The 18,946-nt window shown below is 59.0% G+C and carries 15 protein-coding genes and 2 pseudogenes; 7 read left to right on the top strand and 10 right to left on the bottom strand.

Annotation, left to right across the window (positions count from 1 at the left end; translation table 11 throughout):
* Positions 1-101: 101 nt before the first annotated feature.
* Positions 102-980 (top strand): LysR family transcriptional regulator, encoded by an 879-nt coding sequence (locus ACIGDJ_RS05965; RefSeq protein ID WP_101159154.1) that lies wholly within the window; start codon positions 102-104, stop codon positions 978-980.
* Between the two features lie 107 nt (positions 981-1,087).
* Here ACIGDJ_RS05965 and ACIGDJ_RS05960 read toward each other — a convergent pair whose 3' ends face one another.
* On the bottom strand, positions 1,088-1,954 hold the full coding sequence (locus ACIGDJ_RS05960) for a LysR substrate-binding domain-containing protein (RefSeq protein WP_101159155.1): 867 nt from the start codon (positions 1,952-1,954) through the stop codon (positions 1,088-1,090).
* A gap of 113 nt (positions 1,955-2,067) precedes the next feature.
* On the opposite strand from ACIGDJ_RS05960, the gene ACIGDJ_RS05955 reads away from it, so the two are divergent.
* Together ACIGDJ_RS05955 and phnX are read left to right on the top strand one after the other, a co-directional pair.
* Positions 2,068-3,177 carry a 2-aminoethylphosphonate--pyruvate transaminase gene (locus ACIGDJ_RS05955; RefSeq protein ID WP_313002138.1) on the top strand — a complete coding sequence of 370 codons (1,110 nt, stop codon included), beginning with the start codon at positions 2,068-2,070 and terminating at the stop codon, positions 3,175-3,177.
* Between the two features lie 61 nt (positions 3,178-3,238).
* On the top strand, positions 3,239-4,066 hold the full coding sequence (gene phnX, locus ACIGDJ_RS05950) for a phosphonoacetaldehyde hydrolase (protein WP_397479681.1): 828 nt from the start codon (positions 3,239-3,241) through the stop codon (positions 4,064-4,066).
* Between the two features lie 83 nt (positions 4,067-4,149).
* Here the strand turns inward: phnX and ACIGDJ_RS05945 are convergent, their stop codons facing one another.
* Positions 4,150-4,449, bottom strand: a complete 300-nt coding sequence (locus tag ACIGDJ_RS05945) for a hypothetical protein (RefSeq protein WP_397479682.1) — start codon at positions 4,447-4,449, stop codon at positions 4,150-4,152.
* A gap of 16 nt (positions 4,450-4,465) precedes the next feature.
* Here ACIGDJ_RS05945 and ACIGDJ_RS05940 point away from each other — a divergent pair, with 16 nt between their 5' ends.
* Both ACIGDJ_RS05940 and ACIGDJ_RS05935 read left to right on the top strand, forming a co-directional pair.
* Entirely contained in the window at positions 4,466-4,858 is a 393-nt protein-coding gene (locus ACIGDJ_RS05940) for a hypothetical protein (protein ID WP_397479683.1), read from the top strand.
* Positions 4,859-5,143: 285 nt separating this feature from the next.
* A pseudogene (locus tag ACIGDJ_RS05935) lies at positions 5,144-5,691 on the top strand (cytochrome b).
* Between the two features lie 3 nt (positions 5,692-5,694).
* On the opposite strand, the gene ACIGDJ_RS05930 reads toward ACIGDJ_RS05935, so the two are convergent.
* Entirely contained in the window at positions 5,695-6,621 is a 927-nt protein-coding gene (locus tag ACIGDJ_RS05930; RefSeq protein ID WP_101159159.1) for a 1-aminocyclopropane-1-carboxylate deaminase/D-cysteine desulfhydrase, read from the bottom strand.
* 125 nt (positions 6,622-6,746) lie between these two features.
* Positions 6,747-8,786 carry an FAD-dependent oxidoreductase gene (locus ACIGDJ_RS05925; protein ID WP_397479684.1) on the bottom strand — a complete coding sequence of 680 codons (2,040 nt, stop codon included), beginning with the start codon at positions 8,784-8,786 and terminating at the stop codon, positions 6,747-6,749.
* A gap of 207 nt (positions 8,787-8,993) precedes the next feature.
* Here ACIGDJ_RS05925 and ACIGDJ_RS05920 point away from each other — a divergent pair, with 207 nt between their 5' ends.
* Positions 8,994-10,124 (top strand): nitrilase-related carbon-nitrogen hydrolase, encoded by a 1,131-nt coding sequence (locus ACIGDJ_RS05920; protein ID WP_101159161.1) that lies wholly within the window; start codon positions 8,994-8,996, stop codon positions 10,122-10,124.
* A gap of 3 nt (positions 10,125-10,127) precedes the next feature.
* Complete coding sequence (locus ACIGDJ_RS05915; protein WP_397479685.1) at positions 10,128-11,168, top strand: AraC family transcriptional regulator; 1,041 nt, start codon at positions 10,128-10,130, stop codon at positions 11,166-11,168.
* 3 nt (positions 11,169-11,171) lie between these two features.
* Here ACIGDJ_RS05915 and ACIGDJ_RS05910 read toward each other — a convergent pair whose 3' ends face one another.
* The 6 genes and pseudogenes from ACIGDJ_RS05910 to clpX all read right to left on the bottom strand — a co-directional run.
* Positions 11,172-11,363, bottom strand: a complete 192-nt coding sequence (locus tag ACIGDJ_RS05910; protein ID WP_157830904.1) for a hypothetical protein — start codon at positions 11,361-11,363, stop codon at positions 11,172-11,174.
* Positions 11,364-11,491: 128 nt separating this feature from the next.
* A complete protein-coding gene (locus tag ACIGDJ_RS05905; protein WP_101159163.1) occupies positions 11,492-12,358 on the bottom strand; it encodes a DUF2242 domain-containing protein in 867 nt (288 codons plus the stop codon).
* 295 nt (positions 12,359-12,653) lie between these two features.
* Positions 12,654-14,525: a SurA N-terminal domain-containing protein gene (locus ACIGDJ_RS05900; protein WP_101159164.1), complete on the bottom strand. Its 1,872-nt coding sequence runs from the start codon at positions 14,523-14,525 to the stop codon at positions 12,654-12,656.
* Positions 14,526-14,752: 227 nt separating this feature from the next.
* Complete coding sequence (locus ACIGDJ_RS05895; RefSeq protein WP_003183171.1) at positions 14,753-15,025, bottom strand: HU family DNA-binding protein; 273 nt, start codon at positions 15,023-15,025, stop codon at positions 14,753-14,755.
* A 149-nt stretch (positions 15,026-15,174) separates the two neighbouring features.
* Positions 15,175-17,571 carry an endopeptidase La gene (lon, locus tag ACIGDJ_RS05890; protein WP_101159165.1) on the bottom strand — a complete coding sequence of 799 codons (2,397 nt, stop codon included), beginning with the start codon at positions 17,569-17,571 and terminating at the stop codon, positions 15,175-15,177.
* Positions 17,572-17,734: 163 nt separating this feature from the next.
* A pseudogene (gene clpX / locus ACIGDJ_RS05885) lies at positions 17,735-18,946 on the bottom strand (ATP-dependent Clp protease ATP-binding subunit ClpX); the annotation flags it as partial.

The following is an 18,946-nucleotide window of genomic DNA, read 5'->3' as shown; positions in this document are numbered from 1 at the left end:
CAGTCAGCGATGGCGTGAGCGGATCAAAGCAATTACTGTTTAATAAATAAAATCGATTTATCGTATTTCACACATAAGCTCAGCTTGTTACTGGAGCCAACATGTCCGTCTCACACGCACAACTCAAAGCGTTCCACGCCGTGGCCGTCCATGGAAGCTTCACCCGCGCCGCCGAGCGGCTTTATCTGACGCAACCGGCGATTTCCGACCAGGTGCGCAAACTCGAAGAGCGCTTTGGTGTTCTGCTGTTTCACCGCAATAAACGCGCCGTGCGCCTGACCGATCTCGGCGAGCGTTTGCTGGCGATTACTCAACGCCTGTTCGTGATCGAGGCCGAAGCGCAGGAGTTGTTGCAGGAATCCCAGGCACTGCAGACCGGCAGCCTGATTCTGGCGGTGGACGCGCCCATCCACGTGCTGCCGCAGATCGCGCGGTTCTGTGAACGCTATCCGGGCATCAGCGTAAAAATCGAGACCGGTAATACCGATGAATCGCTGTTTCGCCTGTTCAACTATCAGGCCGATCTGGCGCTGCTCGGCCGTGATGTGACCGATGAACGCTTGATGTGCGTACCGTTGCGCAACGATCCGATGGTGGCGTTTGTTTCGCACAATCATCCGTGGGCCGAGCGCGAATCGATCTGTCTGGCCGATCTGGATGACACGCCACTGGTGCTGCGCGAGATCGGTTCGGTGACACGCCAGACCCTGGAAGAAGAAATGGCCCGCGCAGGTTTTCGCATTCGCCCGGCGATTCAGGTTGAAGGCCGGGAAGCGGCGCGCGAGGCGGTGGTGGTGGGGATTGGTGTGGGGGTTGTTTCAGCGGCAGAATTTGGCGCCGACTCACGGGTCTGCGCGCTGCCGATCACCGATTGCACCCGGCGCCTGACCGAGACGCTGGTGTGCTTGCGCGAACAGAGCTCGCGGCGTGTAGTGGCGACGTTCCTGGACATGGTTCGTGAAAGCCTCCCCGGTTCCTGATCGTTCCCACGCTCTGCGTGGGAATGCCGCAACGGACGCTCCGCGTTCGGCTTTGGATGGGACGCAGAGCGTCCCGGGCTGCGTTCCCACGCAGAGCGTGGGTACGATCACGGTGCGGCTGGCGCAAGACCAAAGAAGGCCTGAATCAAACGCAACTCGCGCCGCCGCTCCATGCAGCCAATCATGTGTCGGTTCACCAGCCCTTCGCCGGCAATCGGGATCGCGACCACGCGTGGGTCATGGCTGACCTCCACCGATGACACCACACCAACGCCCAACTCGGCCGCAACCGCTTCGGTCACCGCCTCGCGACTGTCCAGCTCCAGCAACACTCGCGGCTGAATCGAGGCCTGAGAGCATGCCTGGTCAAAGGTGCGGCGGGTGATCGAACTCGGCTCGCGCAGAACCATGATCACGTGGTCCAACGCTTTGAGTTTCACTTCACCCGAGCGCATCGCCCAGGGATGCCCCGCCGGCACCAGCGCGCAGATCCTTGACTCGCTCAGCGCTTGCAGATGCAGCCCCTTGCGCGGCTCGACCTGCGTCAGCACCGCGACATCAGCGTGTTCCGACAACAGCGCCGCCAGGGTTTCCTGGGCATTGCCCAGGCGCAGGTTCACGGTGATCCCCGGATAGCGCGCGCGCAAACTCGCCAGCATCGGCATGACCATGTGCGGTCCATCCGCCGCCACCTCCAGACGTCCGGTCAATAACTGCCGGTTCGCCTCAAGCAGCGTCTGCGCTTCTTCCGCCAGGCCAAACATGGCCCGGGTGATCGCCGCCAGTTTGGTCCCCTCCTCGGTCAGTTCCACCCGTCGCGCGGTGCGCCGCAGCAAGGTGATCTGGTAGTGCTCCTCAAGCGCCTTGATGTGCCCGGTGACCGCTGGCTGGCTGATAAACAACCGCGCCGCAGCACGGGTGAAGCTGCCCTCACGGGCCACAGCATCGAAGGCACGGAGCTGAAACAGATTCATGAATAACCCTCACTGATGGCTGGCATAACAACAAACAATTTGATTGATGCAAGCGCGAATTGCAACGTAGGCCCCGTAGCTTCATCCCACAGCGTTTTCGCGAGGACACACGAATGAGTACCGCCGCACCGATTCTGCTCACTCCCGGCCCGTTGACCACGTCGGCCCGCACCCGCCAGGCCATGATGGTCGACTGGGGTTCGTGGGATGACCGCTTCAACCAGTTGACCGCCAGCCTGTGCGAGCAATTGCTGGCCATCCTCAACGGCGCCGCCAGCCACCACTGTGTGCCATTGCAAGGCAGCGGCACGTTCGCCGTCGAAGCGGCGATCGGCACGCTGGTGCCGCGCGACGGCAAAATCCTGGTATTGATCAATGGCGCCTACGGCAAGCGCCTGGCAAAGATCTGCGAAGTGCTCGGCCGCTCTTTCAGCACGTTCGAAACCGCCGAAGACGAACCGACCACCGCCGCCGACGTCGACCGACTGCTGCGCGCCGACGCTGACATTACTCACGTGGCGCTGATCCACTGCGAAACCAGCACCGGCATTCTTAATCCGTTGGCGGAAATCGCCGAGGTCGTTGCGCAACACGGCAAACGCCTGTTCATCGATGCCATGAGCTCCTTCGGCGCATTGCCGGTGGATGCGCAAAAAGTGCCGTTCGACGCGCTCATCGCCGCCTCCGGCAAGTGCCTGGAAGGCGTGCCGGGGATGGGTTTTGTCTTTGCCCGCAAGGAATCACTGGCCGCCGCCGCCGGCAACTCACACTCGCTGGCGATGGACCTGTACGACCAACACGCCTACATGATGAAAACCGGACAATGGCGCTTCACGCCGCCGACCCACGTCGTCGCGGCGCTTCACGAAGCGTTGCTGCAATACAGCGAAGAAGGTGGCCTGCCGGCGCGGCACGCACGTTATGCAGCCAATTGTCAGGCGTTGATGGAAGAGATGAGCAAAATCGGTTTGCGCAGCTTTTTGCCAGCGCAGATTCAGGCGCCAATTATTGCCACTTTCCATGCGCCGCAGGATCCGCGTTACCAGTTCAAAGACTTCTATGAACGCGTCAAGGCCAAGGGTTACATCCTCTACCCCGGCAAATTGACCCAGGTCGAAACCTTCCGCGTCGGCTGCATCGGCCACGTCACCCCGGACGAAATGCGCCAGGCCGTAGCAGCGGTTGGCGAAGTGCTACGCGAGATGGAAGTGCTCGACATCTGAAGGCCCCACGGTCCTACAGGATCGCCAAATTCGAACAGCTTTTTCACAGGAATTGATTGCCATGAACTACACCAACCCAACCAAGCTGCAAGCCGCGATCCTCGACTGGGCCGGTACTGTAGTCGATTTCGGCTCGTTTGCGCCGACGCAGATTTTCGTCGAAGCCTTCGCCGAGTTCGATGTGCAGGTGTCGATCGAAGAAGCCCGTGGGCCGATGGGCATGGGCAAATGGGATCACATCCGCACCCTCTGTGATCAGCCGCAGGTTGCCGAGCGTTACCGCAAGGTGTTCGGTCGCACGCCGACCGACGATGACGTCACCGCTATCTACAACCGCTTCATGCCGTTGCAGATCGAGAAAATCGCCGAACACTCGGCACTGATCCCCGGTGCGCTGGACACTATCGCTCAACTGCGCGCGCAAGGAATCAAGATCGGTTCCTGCTCCGGCTACCCGAAAGCCGTCATGGACAAAGTCGTCGAACTGGCCGCCAGCAACGGCTACGTCGCCGATCATGTAGTCGCCACCGACGAAGTGCCCAACGGTCGCCCATGGCCAGCGCAAGCGTTGGCCAACGTGATCGCGCTGGGCATCGACGATGTGGCGGCATGCGTGAAGATCGATGACACGGCGCCGGGCATTCTCGAGGGTCGCCGCGCCGGGATGTGGACCGTTGCGCTGATTTGTTCAGGCAACGCGTTGGGGCTGGACTACGAGGGTTTTCGCGCGCTGGATAGCAATGAACTGGCCAGCGAGCGCAAGCGCATCCACGTGCTGTTCGAAAGTTCGCGCCCGCATTACATGATCGACACCATCAGCGATTTGCCGGACGTGATCGCCGACATCAACAAGCGCCTGGCCAATGGTGAAATGCCGCAAAACGCATGACCCCAAAAATAAACACCGCTGATCGATAGTTATCAGCGGTGTTTTTTGTTGTTTATTATTAGCACTAATCACGGCACTGAAACTTATTCGGTAACAAGATTACCTTGCGCATCATAAGCCAGACCATCTGGATATTTAATACTGCCATCAGGCAACTGCTCGGTACCGTCTTCCCAGACAATGCGCCCATCCGGGTATTCGAGCGTGTTATCTGGCCAGACAATCAGCCCACTCGGATGTTCTACCCTGCCATCCGCATGCTGAATAATTCCGTCAGGACGTTTTATCGATGTTTTATCAGCATCGATCAGACTGCCGTCAGGCAGCGTAGTTGAACCGTCAGCATTGGCTGTCGCTGCGGCGGCCTGAATCAATGCGATCAATGCTAACGGGTCTATATTGAAGTTGACGGCCGGCCATGGCATTGGCGGTCTCTTCGATTCGATTGGCGCGGTCGGTTTGACCGGTTTGGGTGGCACTACAGGTTTGATCGGAGCGACTGGTTTGGGCGGCACTACCGGTTTGACCGGCGCCACTGGCTTGGGCGGCACTACCGGTTTGACCGGCGCCACTGGCTTGGGCGGCACTACCGGTTTGACCGGCGCCACTGGCTTGGGCGGCACTACCGGTTTGATCGGCGCCACTGGCTTTGGCGGCACTACCGGTTTGATCGGCGCCACTGGCTTTGGCGGCACTACTGGTTTGGTGGGCGCTACTGGTTTTGTCGTGGTGATTGTCGGGCGAGGCTTCGGGATCGGAGGTTTCATATGCACACTCAAATTAAAAGAATAGGTTTAATCTTTAATAATCAACTAAAGACCCATCCAGACAATAATCAGCCATAACAAACTATTCAAATCAAAACAAAACACAAGATATAAACAACATAAAGTTACCCCAGGCTGAACGACACCTAGCGGTGACTACCGTGTAACTAATTAATTAAACCGCGACTGGGCGCACTTTCCTTCGTAGCAAAAACCCTCTCGCGTAGCAGGCAAAAACATCCCGGCAGGTTTACAGTGAACCTATGCCGTGACCACGGCCTGATTGCAAATCAAACCCAAGAAAAATCTCATGCCATGGACAAGTTCGGAATCGCGTTACAGCACTGTTCGATTCTGCTGCACTGGCTGATGTTGATGCTGCTGGTTCTGGTTTACGCCAGCATGGAATTGCGCGGTTTCTTCCCCAAGGGCAGCGGCGCTCGCGCACTGATTCGCGAAATGCACTACCTGCTGGGCCTGACCGTGTTTGTACTGGTGTGGTTTCGCCTGCTCGCACGCAGCCTCGGCCCTGCGCCGAAAATCTTCCCCGCATCACCCGCCTGGCAGACCGTCGTGGCGCGGCTGATGCACTGGGCGCTGTACCTGTTCATGCTGGGCATGCCGATTCTCGGCTGGCTGATCACCAGTGCCGAGGGCCATCAAGTCATGTTTTACGGTTTCGATTTGCCGTTATTGGTCGGCGAAGACAAGACGCTCGCCAAACAAGTTGAAGGCTGGCATGTACTGATCGCCACGATCGGCTATTGGCTGATCGGCCTGCATGCGCTGGCAGGTATTTATCACCATTACGTGGTGCGCGATAACACCCTGCTGCGGATGATGCCCAAGCGCGGCTGAGCGTCAGGGCATCGTGGCAAACCCGCGTCGCCCTTGCAGGCCGCCCGTGTGAATGAAAATCAGACGAGTGCCGACGGCGAATCCGCCAGACTCGACATGCTGTTTGAGCGCCAGCAAGGCTTTGCCGGTGTAAATCGGCTCGAGAGGGATGCCGCTGGTTTGCTCGGTCAGTTCGATGAAGGTCAGCAACACGTCGTCAACCTTGGCGAAGCCACCACGGCTGGCGTCGATCAGTCGATAGCCCGCCGCAGGCTCGGCGGCGTGCGCAAGGATGGACTCGATGTTCGGCGCTACGCCGTGATCGTCCGGCACCGCCAGTGCGCCATACAGTGAGCGCTGGCCTTTCTCGGCGAGCGCCAGTCCGGCCAGTGTCGTGCCGGTGCCACAAGCCAGCCACCAGGCGTGGAAATCATTCCAGCCCAGCGTGGCCAGTTGTTCATCGACCTGCTGCCTGATCGCTGCGCAACCCAGTGCGCCGGCCACTCCGCCACCGCCCTCGGGCACGGCATGCAGCGTCGGATATTGCGCCTGCCACGGCGTCCAGAATCCAGGTTCGTGCCGCGCGCGATAGGCGGCGTAACCCAGCCAATGCAACTGCATGCCGAATGCTTGCAGGTCCCGCGCCGTGGGCGTGTCCTGGGGATGGCCACGCAGCAATCCCACGGTTTTGAAGCCCAGCCGTTTGCCTGCTGCCGCCAGCGCGTGCAAATGATTGGAATGCGCACCGCCGAGGCTGATGATGCCATCGGCACCAGCGCGCTCAGCGGCTTTGAGGTGTTCAACGAGTTTGAACCATTTGTTGCCGCTGATCAGCGGGTCGATGCGGTCGAGGCGCAGGATCGCGACTTCGATGCCGGCTCTTGCGAGCCAGTCCAGGCGGAGCGGTTCGAGGGGGGCGTGGGGTAGCCAATCAAGAGGAGGCAAAAGCATGGGCACTGCGCAATCAGGAAAAGACCACATACTAGTAGGAGCTGTCGCAGGCTGCGATCTTTTGATCTTGTTTGTAAATTCAGGATCAACAGATCGCAGCCTGCGGCAGCTCCTACAGAATGTGTTTACAACTCAGCCGCGAGGCGCGAACCCTGATTGATCGCGCGCTTGGCATCAAGCTCTGCGGCGACATCCGCGCCGCCGATCAAGTGCACGTTCTGCCCGGCTTCGACCAGGCCGTCGTGCAACTCACGCAGCGGATCCTGCCCGGCGCAGATCACGATATTGTCCACCGCGAGCAGTTGCGGCTCGCCGGTTTCGCCGATGCGTATGTGCAGGCCGTCGTCATCGATGCCGAGGTATTCGACGCTGTTGAGCATCTGCACCTGCTTGTTCTTCAGACCGGTACGGTGAATCCAGCCGGTGGTCTTACCGAGGCCGTCACCAACCTTGGTTTTCTTGCGCTGCAACAGGAACACCTCTCGGGCGGGAGCGTGCGGCGCGGCTTTGACGCCCGCCACACCGCCACGGGCTACCAGCTGCATGTCGATGCCCCACTCCTTCCAGAACGCCGCGCGATCCAGACTGGTGGCCACGCCTTGATGAACAAGAAACTCCGACACATCGAAACCGATACCGCCAGCTCCGATCACCGCGACACGCTTGCCGACTGGCTTGCGCTCGAGAATCACATCCAGATAACTCAGCACCTTGGCATTCTCGACGCCCGGAATCGCCGGCACGCGTGGTGCAATACCGGTGGCGAGAATGATTTCGTCATAACCGCCCTCAACCAGTTTCGCCACGTCGACGCGGGTGTTCAGGCACACCTCGACATTTGTGGTCTGTAACTTGCGGTTGAAGTAGCGCAGGGTTTCGAAAAACTCTTCCTTGCCCGGCACGCGCTTGGCGATGTTGAACTGGCCACCGATCTCGCTGGCGGAATCGAACAGCGTCACCTGATGACCGCGCTCAGCGGCCACGGTGGCGGCAGACAACCCCGCAGGGCCGGCACCGACCACGGCGATTTTCTTGATCTGTTGCACCGGCAGGTAATTGAGCTCGGTTTCGTGGCAGGCGCGCGGGTTGACCAGGCAACTGGTGAGTTTGCCGCCGAAGGTGTGGTCGAGACACGCCTGATTGCAGCCGATGCAGGTATTGATTTCGTCGGCGCGGCCTTCAGCGGCTTTATTGACGAAATCCGGATCGGCAAGAAACGGTCGCGCCATCGAGACCATGTCGGCATCGCCTTCGGCGAGAATCTGCTCGGCGATTTCCGGGGTGTTGATGCGGTTGGTGGTGATCAGCGGAATGCTCACCGAGCCGCGCAGCTTGGCCGTGACCTTGCTGAACGCTGCACGCGGCACCTTGGTGGCGATGGTCGGAATCCGCGCTTCGTGCCAACCGATACCGGTGTTGATAATAGTCGCGCCAGCCTGTTCGATGGCTTTGGCCAACGTGACGATTTCATCCCAGGTGCTGCCACCCTCGACCAGATCGAGCATCGACAGGCGGAAAATGATGATGAAGTTCGGCCCGACCGCTTCGCGCACACGACGGACGATTTCCACCGGCAGGCGCATGCGGTTTTCGTAACTGCCGCCCCAGCGGTCGGTGCGGTGGTTGGTATGGGCGGCGAGGAACTGGTTAATGAAATACCCTTCCGAACCCATGATTTCAACGCCGTCGTATTCGGCGGTTTGCGCCAATACCGAGCAGGTGACGAAATCGCTGATCTGCTTTTCGATGCCCTCTTCGTCCAGCTCTTTGGGCTTGAACGGATTGATCGGCGCCTGAATCGCACTCGGAGCTACCTGTTTCGGGCTGTAGGCATAACGGCCAGCATGGAGAATCTGCATGCAGATCTTGCCGCCCGCCTCATGCACCGAGCGAGTGACGATGCGGTGCTTGAGCGCCTCTTCTTCGGTTGTAAGCTTGGCCGCGCCGGAATACACGCCGCCCTCGTCATTCGGGCCGATACCGCCGGTGACCATCAGGCCGACACCGCCACGGGCACGTTCGGCGAAGTACGCCGCCATGCGTTCAAAGCCACCCGGCTTTTCTTCCAGGCCGGTGTGCATCGAGCCCATCAGGGTGCGGTTGCGCAGCGTGGTGAATCCCAGGTCCAGCGGGGCCAGCAGATGCGGGTAATGAGCGGCGGTCATCGGTAACTCCACAACGAGCGATCACGGAAATTTGCGGGAGCTCTGCGTCCCCCGTCAGTCATGTTCGACAGACTAAGAGTCGCACCGCTGTCACTCAATGACCGTAACTGACAAGTTATTGATCCAAATGCGCAGCGCCCCTTGGCAACCCAAGCCATGGGCCCTACCCTAGTCGCCACATCCTGTATCCGGCTGTTGTTGGTTTTCATGCGCAAACTTCTGTATCTGTTTTTCTCCATGGCCCTCGTTGCCGCCCTGACCACCTACGCCATGTGGGCGGCGGACCGGCCGGCGGGGCATTACCTGTCGGACCTGCGCATCAAGCTCGCCGTCGATCAGGGCACGCCCGCCGACCGTGGCAATCTACTGGGCATCCAGCCCGAGCTGTTCCCGACTGATTACCAAAGCTCCGCACGCCTGCACCGAAAACTCGCGGCGTATCTGCAGCAGGCGCGGGATCAAGGTTTGCTCAACGAAAAAACCGTGGTGGTTATGCCTGAGCACGTCGGCACCTGGCTGATGATCAGCGGCGAAAAAGACGAGCTGTATCAGGCGCCGACGCAGGCAGAGGCGATGAACTGGCTGGCGGCAAGCAATCCGCTGCTGTTCGCCCGCGCCTGGCTGCGGGCCAAGGGCGAGCAGCGTCTGGATGATGCTTATCTGCGGATGAAATCCAAGGTCATGGCCAAGGATTATCAGGCGCTGTTCGGCGGTCTGGCCAAGGAGTTCCAGGTCACTCTGGTCGCCGGCTCCATTGTGCTGCCGGAACCAAGCATTCGCGACGGTCAGCTCAAGCCCGGCAGCGGCGCCCTGTTCAACAGCAGTGTGGTATTCGGCCGCGACGGCGCGCCGCTGGGCCAGCCGCAACGCCAGATGCACCCGATTTTCGATCAGCAGGGTGTGATTCAGGCGGAAGACAAACACGCCATACAGGTCGTCGATACCCCGGCCGGGCGCCTCGGCGTCCTGATTGGCAGTGACAGCTGGTACCCCGGCAACTACCGCACCCTCGATGAACACGGCGCGCAACTGGTAGCCGTGCCCGCGCAAGTGGTCGGCCAAGGCGCCTGGGACAAACCGTGGCGCGGTTACAAGGGTTCAAGCACGCCGGGATCGGTAAGCCTCAAGCCCGGCGACCTCAGCGAAGGTCAGGCCTGGCATCGACTGACTCTCACCGCACAACCGCCGAGCAGCCGCGCGATTGCCGGCGTCAGTGTGTTCATGCGCGGGCAGTTCTGGGATAAACCAAGCACCGGCACAAGCTTCCTCAGCAGCAACGGCCAACAGTTCGCCGATGGTGAGTCCCGTGGTGCGCGTTTGCTGAACGTTTGGCTGTAAACCATGAAGCCGCAGCCGATGCGCCTCGGGGATCTGTCGGTGGGCTTCGTCCACAGTCTGGCCGATGCCGTGCGCAGCCACGACGCCGACCCGCTGCCTTTACTTGAGCAGTACGGCCTCGATGCCGCGCGGCTGGCGGAGGCTGGTGCACGCTTGTCGATCCCGCGTTACATGCGCTTGGGTCATGCGGCGATTCAACTCACCGGCGACCCGGCGCTGGGCCTGCGCATGGGGCGAATGATCCGCTTGAATCAGGCGGGCCTGGCCGGCATCACCGCCGCGCAAGCGCCCACCGTGCGCGAAGCCGCACGCTGCCTGACTCGCTTCGAACCGCTTTACGGCTCCAACTACCGCGGGCAATCCAGTTTCCATGAAGACGCCAACGGCGCCTGGCTGCGCTTCTACTCGATCAGCCCGTACAACGCCTATAACCGCTTCGTGGTCGACTCGATCCTGGCCGGCTGGCTGCACCAGTTGTCGAGCCTGTGCGGCCAATCGTTGCGCGCCGAACGCCTCGAAATCGAATTCGAAGCACCGGATTACCGCGACGCCTACACAGTGCTCGGCGATTGTCCGATCCAGTTCGGCGCCGAGCGCAATCAACTGCGCCTGAGCCTCGCCAGCCTTGCCCTGCGCAACCCCGAACATTGCCCGAGCACCTGGAGACATCTGCTGCAACTGTGTGAGCGCGAACTGGAACAACTGACACGCACGCGCAGCCTGCGCGAGCGCATTACTCAATTGCTCGGCCCGTTACTCAATGGCGGCCGCGAGCCGGATCTCGAAGAAGTCGCGGCACGCCTGAAACTGCCAACCTGGACCTTGCGGCGCAAACTTGCCGAGGAAGGTACGCAGTTCCGCGCGATCCTCAATGACACGCGCCGTGACCTGGCGATGACCTATATGCGCGACACCGAACTGGCATTCGGCGAAATCGCCTACCTGCTGGGGTTCGCCTCCGCCGAAGCGTTCCAGCGCGCGTTCAAGCGCTGGAGCGCCCAGACGCCCGGCGAGTTTCGCCGCAGTCATCGCTCGGGGGCTTGAAGCTCAGAGCTCGGTTGCGTCGTCCGCCGGCTCCGGCTGATCCAGCTCAAAGGCCTGATATTCGAGCAGTTCTTCCTGATACTCATCCATCGTATAAATCCCCCAAACTGCTCGCTGTGAAAATGGCCTGATCAATCGACCTGTGCCCTGAGCATAAAGTGCCCGTGTGAAGGAAAAGTGAAGCGCGACCTTCATGAATAAAACGTAGCAGGCGGTTTGGGATTTATCGCGGGAAGGTTGTTGGGGGAATGTAACCGGATCTTTAAGCGAACCGGCCCCCCTGGGGGAGCGAGCAGATTTGCTCCCGCAGGGTTTCGCTGAAGTTATTGGCCCGACGCGGGCATCGCCGGAATCGGCTCGGACGGTGGCGCAATATCCGGGTTGGTCGGTGGCGTGATGGTTTCGCTGGCCGGCGTTGGCTCTTCGACCGGCGCCGGTGTTGGCGCGATCGGTGCCGACTCCGCTGGTGGCACGACGGGCTCGGAACTCACTGGCGCAGCTTCAACCGGGGCCGGAGCAGGCTCGGCAGCCGGCGCTGGTGTCACCGCCGGTTCCGCTGCAGGTGTCGGTACCAGTGGCGCAGGCACCGGAGCAGGCGTCGCTTTCGGCTCCGGCACACCGAGGTCGGTTTGCGGTTTTTCTTCGATATGTGCCGCTTTCTTCGCATCAGCGGGCAGGAACTGCTCCACCAGCGTGAAGAAGCGTTCATAGAATTTCTGCGCAGTGACCGTCTCGCTGGCGACTTTGACCATCGAATCGTCCGAGGAGCCGATCGGCATCGACACCGAACCCAGCACACCAACGCCGAGGCTCGCAGAATTGTTGGTCTTCTTCAGCGCATAACGGTCCTGCAGGGCGTTGGCGAACACCGTTGCATGATGCCCGGCACTGCCGTCTTCGGCACAGACCACGTTGAAGCTGATCTCCAGGTGCGTCTCGCCGGTTTGCTGGAAACTCTTGTGACCGCTGACCAGTTTCGGATCACTGCTGGTAATAATGTAGCCCTGACTGAGCAACGCGCGCCGGGCCGCTTCGCAGCTGGCGGTATCAGTCACCGGGTAATTGCGCGAAAAGGTGCCGGAGTCATCAAAGTTCTCATGCTCATAGATCGGCTTGTCCTTTGAACAACCGGCTACCGTAGTCAACAAAAGCGCCAGCCCGACAACACGCATGGGATTGGAAATCAACATTGAACACCCTGAGGAAAACAGTCCGGGGCGTATTGTGCAACAGATCGTCGCCCCATGGCGCATGGAATAGTGTCAAGAATCGGTTACAACTTTACCGATCACGGCCATCGGGAAAAAGCTGCGCTGACAAATGATCGATCAACGCGCGCAATTTCGCCGTCCCTTGTCGGCTGAACGGCCACAGTACCCAACTTGGCAGACTCGTTGGAGCATGTCCGACCCAATGGTCGCCAAGCATCCCAAAAAAAAACCCCGACCAATCAGGCCGGGGCTTCTTCAAACGTCAGTCAAAAGATCAAAACCGCTCGATCTTCGCCTCAGCCTCCAACTGCTTGCGATAAGCCGCAAAGTCCTGCTGCCCCTCACGGGAAGCCAGGAAGCGACGATATTGCACCTTCTCTTCTTCCGTCGGCGCAGCCGCTTCATTGACGCCATTCAGACGCACAATCATCAGACTGCCATCCGGCAACGTAACGCTGGAGAACGTCGGCTTGTCCTTGGCAGCCGGCTTCGGCATACGGAACAACGCCTGCAGCACAGCCGGATCAACACCTTCCTGAGCACGCGTGGCCGCTTCGGTGATCTTCCAGTTCTGGCCGTCAATCGCTTTGTCCAGCGGCGCCTTGCCATCGCGCAGATCAGCGATCAGCTTCTCGGCACGGGTCTTGGCCTCGGCACTGGCGTGCTCCTTGGTCAACTGAGCACGGATCGCCGCGCTCACGCTTTCCAGCGGCAGTTGCGCAGGCTTGAGATGCTCCTTGGCGCGCAACACGATCACGGTTTCCGGGTCCAGTTCGATAGCGGTGCTGTTGGCACCTTCATCAATCACTTCCGGGCTGAACGCGGCAGTGACCACCGCACGGTTGGCCGCGACACCTTCGCCACCTTCACGGCCGAACGGCTTGGAGGTGTGCACAGTCAGTTTCAGATCCGCTGCTGGCTGCGCCAGGTCAGAGGCTTCGAACGCCGAGTCTTCCAGTTGCTTGGTCGCCTCAACGAAACGCTGCTCGACCTGAGCCGCCTTCAATTCGCGGGTAAGCTTGTCTTTCAGACTAGCCAGGGTCGGCACCTCAGGCGCTTCCACGCCCAAAAGCTTGATCAGGTGATAACCAAAATCGGTACGAATCGGCTCAGACACCTGGTCTTTCGACAGCGCGTACAGCGCCTTTTCGAAGGCCGGATCGTAAACGCCAGGACCGGCGTAACCAAGGTCACCGCCATTGTTGGCCGAACCCGGATCCTGTGAAAACTCTTTGGCCAACACCTCGAATTTTTCACCCTTGGCCAGACGCGCCTGGACTTCGTCGATCTTCGCCTTGGCCTGCGCTTCGGTAGTCTTGTCGTTCACTTCGATGAGGATGTGCGCGGCACGACGCTGTTCCGACAGGTTGGCGATCTCTTTCTGGTACGCCGCCTCAAGATCTTCATCCTTGACCGCGACCTGATCAAAGAACGACGACTTCTTCAGCTCAACGTAATCGATGATCACCTGATCTGGCGTCATGAATTCCTTGGCATGTTCGTCGTAGTAAGCCTTGACCTCGTCATCGGTCAGCTTGACCGCAGCCGGGTCAGCCTTGACGTTGAGCGTGGCGAAATCGCGGGTCTGTTTTTCCAGACGGGCGAATGCCAGGACTTCGGCGTCGGTGACAAAACCGCTGCCGGCAACACCAGCGCGCAGCTGGCCGATCAGCATTTCCTGAGCCAGCATCTGGCGGAACTGCATACGGCTGTAACCCAGCTGGCGGATCACCTGATCGAAACGCTCGGAGCTGAACTTGCCGTCGACCTGAAATTCAGGCGTCTGCAGGATCACCTGATCCAGCGCGGCTTCGGAGAATGAGAACTTCGCCTGTTCGGCGCCTTGCAGCAGCAACTTGCGGTCGATCAGGCCTTTGAGAGCCGATTCGCGCAGCATTTTTTCGTCGAGCAAGGAAGCATCGAAGTCCTTGCCCAGCTGTTGCATCAGCTGACGGCGTTGCATATCAACGGCCTGGCTCAGCTCGTTCTGGCTGATTTCGTCACCGTTGACCTTGGCCGCCTCGTTCTTGTGAGTCGTGGCCTGGAAAATGGCATCGAAACCGGTCAGAGCCATCAGTGCAACGATGACTCCGATAATGGTCTTGGCAATCCAGCCTTGTGAATTGTCCCTGATATTCTGCAGCATGCGTCCCCCAGAAACGGTTGAACTTCAATTTATGCAACCGTGGAGCGTGGGTAGAATCCGGATAGAAGAAAGGCGCATCCGAGGATGCGCCTTCTCGTAACTGGCGGAGCGGACAGGGCTCGAACCCTCGATCCCGGCGTTACAGGTGCCTGGTCCAGCCACCTGCTCTACCGCTCCGCTGCCAAGTCAGGCTTGACCCCGACCCGGATGGGTAAAAACCTGAAAACTCAGTTAACAGCTTCTTTCAGTGCTTTACCGGCTTTGAAACCTGGCTTCTTGGCAGCCGGGATTTCCAGAGTCTTGCCGGTTTGCGGGTTGCGGCCGGTACGAGCCGGACGGTCAGTCACGGAGAAAGTACCGAAACCAACCAGAACAACGGAGTCGCCAGCCTTCAGAGCGCCAGTGACGGATTCGATAACAGCGTCCAGCGCACGGCCAGCAGCAGCTTTCGGGATATCAGCGGATGCAGCGATAGCATCAATCAGTTCCGACTTGTTCACTCTAAGTCCCCTTATATCTATTTTGAGATGTTTCTAAGTTTTTTGGTGAAAGCAAAAACGAGTGCTGAATGGCCTACAGACACTTAAGAGCCGCTTTATAACAAGGGCTCTAAAATGCTGTCAAGGAAAGCCCCCCAAGCTAAAACGTATTAATGCGTGCTAATTCTTTCCTTGGCATCAGACTCGCGTTTTTCGTCCTTGGCAACTATCTCCGGAGCCACATCCGGCAAGGGCTCCGGCGCGTATTGCAGCGCAATTTGCAGGACCTCGTCAATCCATTTAACCGGTTTGATCTGCAGATCCTGCTTGATATTGTCAGGAATCTCCTTCAGATCGCGGACGTTTTCTTCCGGAATAATCACAATCTTGATTCCACCGCGATGCGCCGCCAGCAGTTTTTCTTTTAAACCGCCGATTGCCAGAACCTGACCACGCAAGGTGATTTCACCCGTCATGGCGACATCGGCACGCACCGGAATGCCGGTCAACGCCGAGACCAACGCTGTACACATGCCCACGCCAGCACTTGGGCCATCTTTCGGTGTGGCACCTTCCGGCATGTGAATGTGGGTGTCGCGCTTCTCGTGGAAGTCCAGCGGGATGCCCAGGCTCTTGGCGCGGCTGCGTACCACAGTTTGTGCAGCAGTGATCGATTCGACCATCACATCACCGAGCGAACCGGTCTTGATCAATTGCCCTTTGCCCGGAATCACCGCGGCTTCAATCGTCAGCAATTCGCCACCGACCTGAGTCCACGCCAGGCCAGTCACCTGCCCCACCTGATCCTGCTGCTCAGCCAGCCCGTAGCGGAACTTGCGCACGCCGAGGAAATGCTCAAGCAGATCAGCTGTCACTTTCACCGAGAAACGTTTTTCCAGTGCATGCTCCTTGACGGCCTTGCGGCAGACCTTGGCAATCTGTCGCTCAAGACCACGCACGCCCGCTTCCCGGGTGTAGTAACGGATGATGTCGCGGATCGCTTCCTCATCAAATTCCAGCTCGCCCTTCTTCAGACCATTGGCAGCGATCTGTTTTGGCGACAGGTACTTCACTGCGATGTTGATCTTCTCGTCTTCGGTATAGCCCGGCAGACGGATGACTTCCATCCGGTCCAGCAGTGCCGGTGGGATGTTCATCGAGTTCGAGGTGCACAGGAACATCACATCGGACAGGTCGTAATCGACTTCCAGGTAGTGATCGTTGAAATTGTGGTTTTGCTCCGGGTCGAGCACTTCCAGCAACGCCGATGCCGGGTCGCCACGCATGTCGCTGCCCATCTTGTCGATTTCATCGAGCAGGAACAGCGGGTTGCGGACACCCACTTTCGTCATCTTTTGAATCAATCTTCCCGGCATCGAACCAATGTAAGTCCGACGGTGACCACGAATTTCTGCTTCATCACGCACGCCGCCCAAGGCCATCCGTACAAATTTGCGGTTGGTGGCGTGAGCAATCGATTCTGCCAGCGAGGTTTTACCTACACCTGGCGGACCGACGAGGCACAACACCGGGCCACGGATCTTCTTCACGCGCTTCTGCACAGCGAGGTATTCAAGGATGCGTTCCTTGACCTCCTCGAGGCCGTAGTGATCAGCGTCGAGAATGTCTTCTGCACGGGCCAGGTCGAGGCGTACTTTGCTCTGCGCCTTCCACGGCACCTGGACCAGCCAGTCGATGTAGGAGCGCACCACGGTGGCTTCAGCCGACATCGGCGACATCTGCTTGAGCTTGTTCAGCTCGGCAGTGGCCTTGGCCATTGCATCTTTAGGCAGGCCGGCAGCATCAATGCGCTTTTTCAGCTCTTCGATTTCGTTGTGGCCTTCGTCGCCATCGCCGAGCTCTTTCTGAATGGCCTTCATCTGCTCATTCAGGTAGTACTCGCGCTGACTGCGCTCCATTTGCTTCTTGACGCGACCGCGGATGCGTTTCTCAACCTGCAACAGGTCGATCTCGGCATCCAGCAGCGCCAGCACGTGCTCGACACGCGCCGACAGATCGATGATTTCGAGGATTTCCTGCTTCTGCTCGATTTTCAGCGCCATGTGCGCAGCCATGGTATCGACCAGACGACCCGGCTCATCGATGCTGTTGAGTGACGACAGGACTTCAGCTGGGACCTTTTTGCCCAGCTGGACGTATTGTTCGAACTGCGACAGCAGAGTGCGCACGAAGACTTCCGACTCGCGCTCAGCGGCGTCGACTTCTTCAATCAGAGCGACTTCGGCGCGGCAGTGGCCATCGACTTCGCTGAAGCGTTCGACGGTGCCACGCTGCTCACCCTCGACCAGAACCTTGACGGTGCCATCAGGCAGTTTCAGCAGCTGCAGAACCGTGGCAATCGTACCTACGCGATAGAGAGCGTCTTCACCAGGATCATCGTCAGCCGGGTTTCTCTGGGCCAGCAGAAGAATCTGCTTGTCACCCGTCATCGCTGCCTCAAGGGCTTCGATGGATTTCTCGCGCCCCACGAACAGCGGGATAACCATGTGCGGATAAACCACAACATCACGCAATGGCAGGAGAGGCAATTCGATGGTTGTCTTCATGATTTCGCCTCTACGGCGGCCGTATGGCCGTAATCAGATGGAATTAAGCTTGAAACCAAGATGGGGGCTGCCTTGAAAAAAAACAAGCGTAAAGCGGATGTAAAAAACGACATAAAAAAAAAGAGGCCCGAAGGCCCCTTCTTTGTTGCGGCGCTGCGAACGCTTACGCGTCCGGAGCTGCCTTGGCCGTCGGCTCACTGTTTTCGTAGATATACAGTGGCTTGGACTTGCCCTCGATCACGCTTTCATCGATCACGACTTTGCTCACCTCGGACTGCGAGGGGATTTCATACATCGTGTCGAGCAGCACACCTTCGAGAATCGAGCGCAGGCCACGGGCACCGGTTTTACGTTCCAGGGCACGCTTGGCGACCGACTTCAGCGCGTCGGAACGGAATTCCAGATCCACGCCTTCCATCTCGAACAGCTTGGCATACTGTTTGGTCAGAGCATTTTTCGGCTCGGTGAGGATTTGCATCAGCGCAGCCTCGTCGAGTTCGTCCAGTGTCGCCAGGACCGGCAGACGACCGACGAATTCCGGGATCAGACCGAACTTGACCAGATCGTCAGGCTCGACTTCACGCAGGGACTCACCGACTTTCTTGCCTTCTTCCTTGCTGCGCACTTCAGCGTTGAAGCCGATGCCGCCTTTGGTGGAACGGTTCTGAATGACCTTTTCCAGGCCGGAGAACGCGCCACCGCAGATGAACAGGATGTTACGGGTGTCGACCTGCAGGAATTCCTGCTGCGGGTGCTTACGGCCACCTTGCGGCGGTACCGAAGCGACCGTGCCTTCGATCAACTTGAGCAAGGCCTGTTGCACGCCTTCACCGGAAACATCGCGGGTGATCGACGGGTTGTCGGACTTGCGGGAGATCTTGTCGATTTCGTCGATGTAGACAATGCCCATCTGAGCTTTCTCTACGTCGTAATCGCACTTCTGCAGCAGCTTCTGAATGATGTTCTCGACGTCTTCACCTACATAACCCGCCTCGGTAAGGGTGGTTGCGTCGGCGATGGTGAACGGAACGTTCAGCAAGCGGGCCAGTGTTTCGGCCAGCAGGGTTTTACCGGAGCCTGTCGGGCCGATCAGCAGAATGTTGCTCTTGCCGAGTTCGACGTCGTCAGCCTTCTTGTCACGCTGGTTCAGGCGCTTGTAGTGGTTGTACACCGCTACGGCCAGAACCTTTTTTGCACGCTCCTGACCAATGACGTACTGGTCAAGGATGCCGCTGATTTCTTTAGGCGAAGGCAATTTATGCGCGCTGCTTTCGGCCTGTGCTTCCTGCACCTCCTCGCGGATGATGTCATTGCACAGGTCGACGCACTCGTCGCAGATAAAGACCGAGGGGCCGGCAATCAATTATCGCACTTC

The sequence above is a fragment of the Pseudomonas sp. NPDC079367 genome (genome assembly GCF_044542195.1).
GTDB lineage: Bacteria > Pseudomonadota > Gammaproteobacteria > Pseudomonadales > Pseudomonadaceae > Aquipseudomonas.
The sequence above is the reverse complement of the archived record's forward strand: the minus strand, read 5'-3'. Positions and strand labels throughout refer to the sequence as shown.

Bases quoted from the DNA above. Each gene is read 5' to 3' on its own strand.
- lon (WP_101159165.1), bottom strand. From the start codon at position 17,571: ATGAAGACAACCATCGAATTGCCTCTCCTGCCATTGCGTGATGTTGTG.
- ACIGDJ_RS05920 (WP_101159161.1), top strand. From the start codon at position 8,994: ATGCGCAAACTTCTGTATCTGTTTTTCTCCATGGCCCTCGTTGCCGCC.
- ACIGDJ_RS05955 (WP_313002138.1), top strand. From the start codon at position 2,068: ATGAGTACCGCCGCACCGATTCTGCTCACTCCCGGCCCGTTGACCACG.
- ACIGDJ_RS05930 (WP_101159159.1), bottom strand. From the start codon at position 6,621: ATGCTTTTGCCTCCTCTTGATTGGCTACCCCACGCCCCCCTCGAACCG.
- ACIGDJ_RS05905 (WP_101159163.1), bottom strand. From the start codon at position 12,358: ATGTTGATTTCCAATCCCATGCGTGTTGTCGGGCTGGCGCTTTTGTTG.
- ACIGDJ_RS05910 (WP_157830904.1), bottom strand. From the start codon at position 11,363: ATGAAGGTCGCGCTTCACTTTTCCTTCACACGGGCACTTTATGCTCAG.
- ACIGDJ_RS05900 (WP_101159164.1), bottom strand. From the start codon at position 14,525: ATGCTGCAGAATATCAGGGACAATTCACAAGGCTGGATTGCCAAGACC.
- ACIGDJ_RS05915 (WP_397479685.1), top strand. From the start codon at position 10,128: ATGAAGCCGCAGCCGATGCGCCTCGGGGATCTGTCGGTGGGCTTCGTC.
- ACIGDJ_RS05960 (WP_101159155.1), bottom strand. From the start codon at position 1,954: ATGAATCTGTTTCAGCTCCGTGCCTTCGATGCTGTGGCCCGTGAGGGC.
- ACIGDJ_RS05925 (WP_397479684.1), bottom strand. From the start codon at position 8,786: ATGACCGCCGCTCATTACCCGCATCTGCTGGCCCCGCTGGACCTGGGA.
- phnX (WP_397479681.1), top strand. From the start codon at position 3,239: ATGAACTACACCAACCCAACCAAGCTGCAAGCCGCGATCCTCGACTGG.
- ACIGDJ_RS05965 (WP_101159154.1), top strand. From the start codon at position 102: ATGTCCGTCTCACACGCACAACTCAAAGCGTTCCACGCCGTGGCCGTC.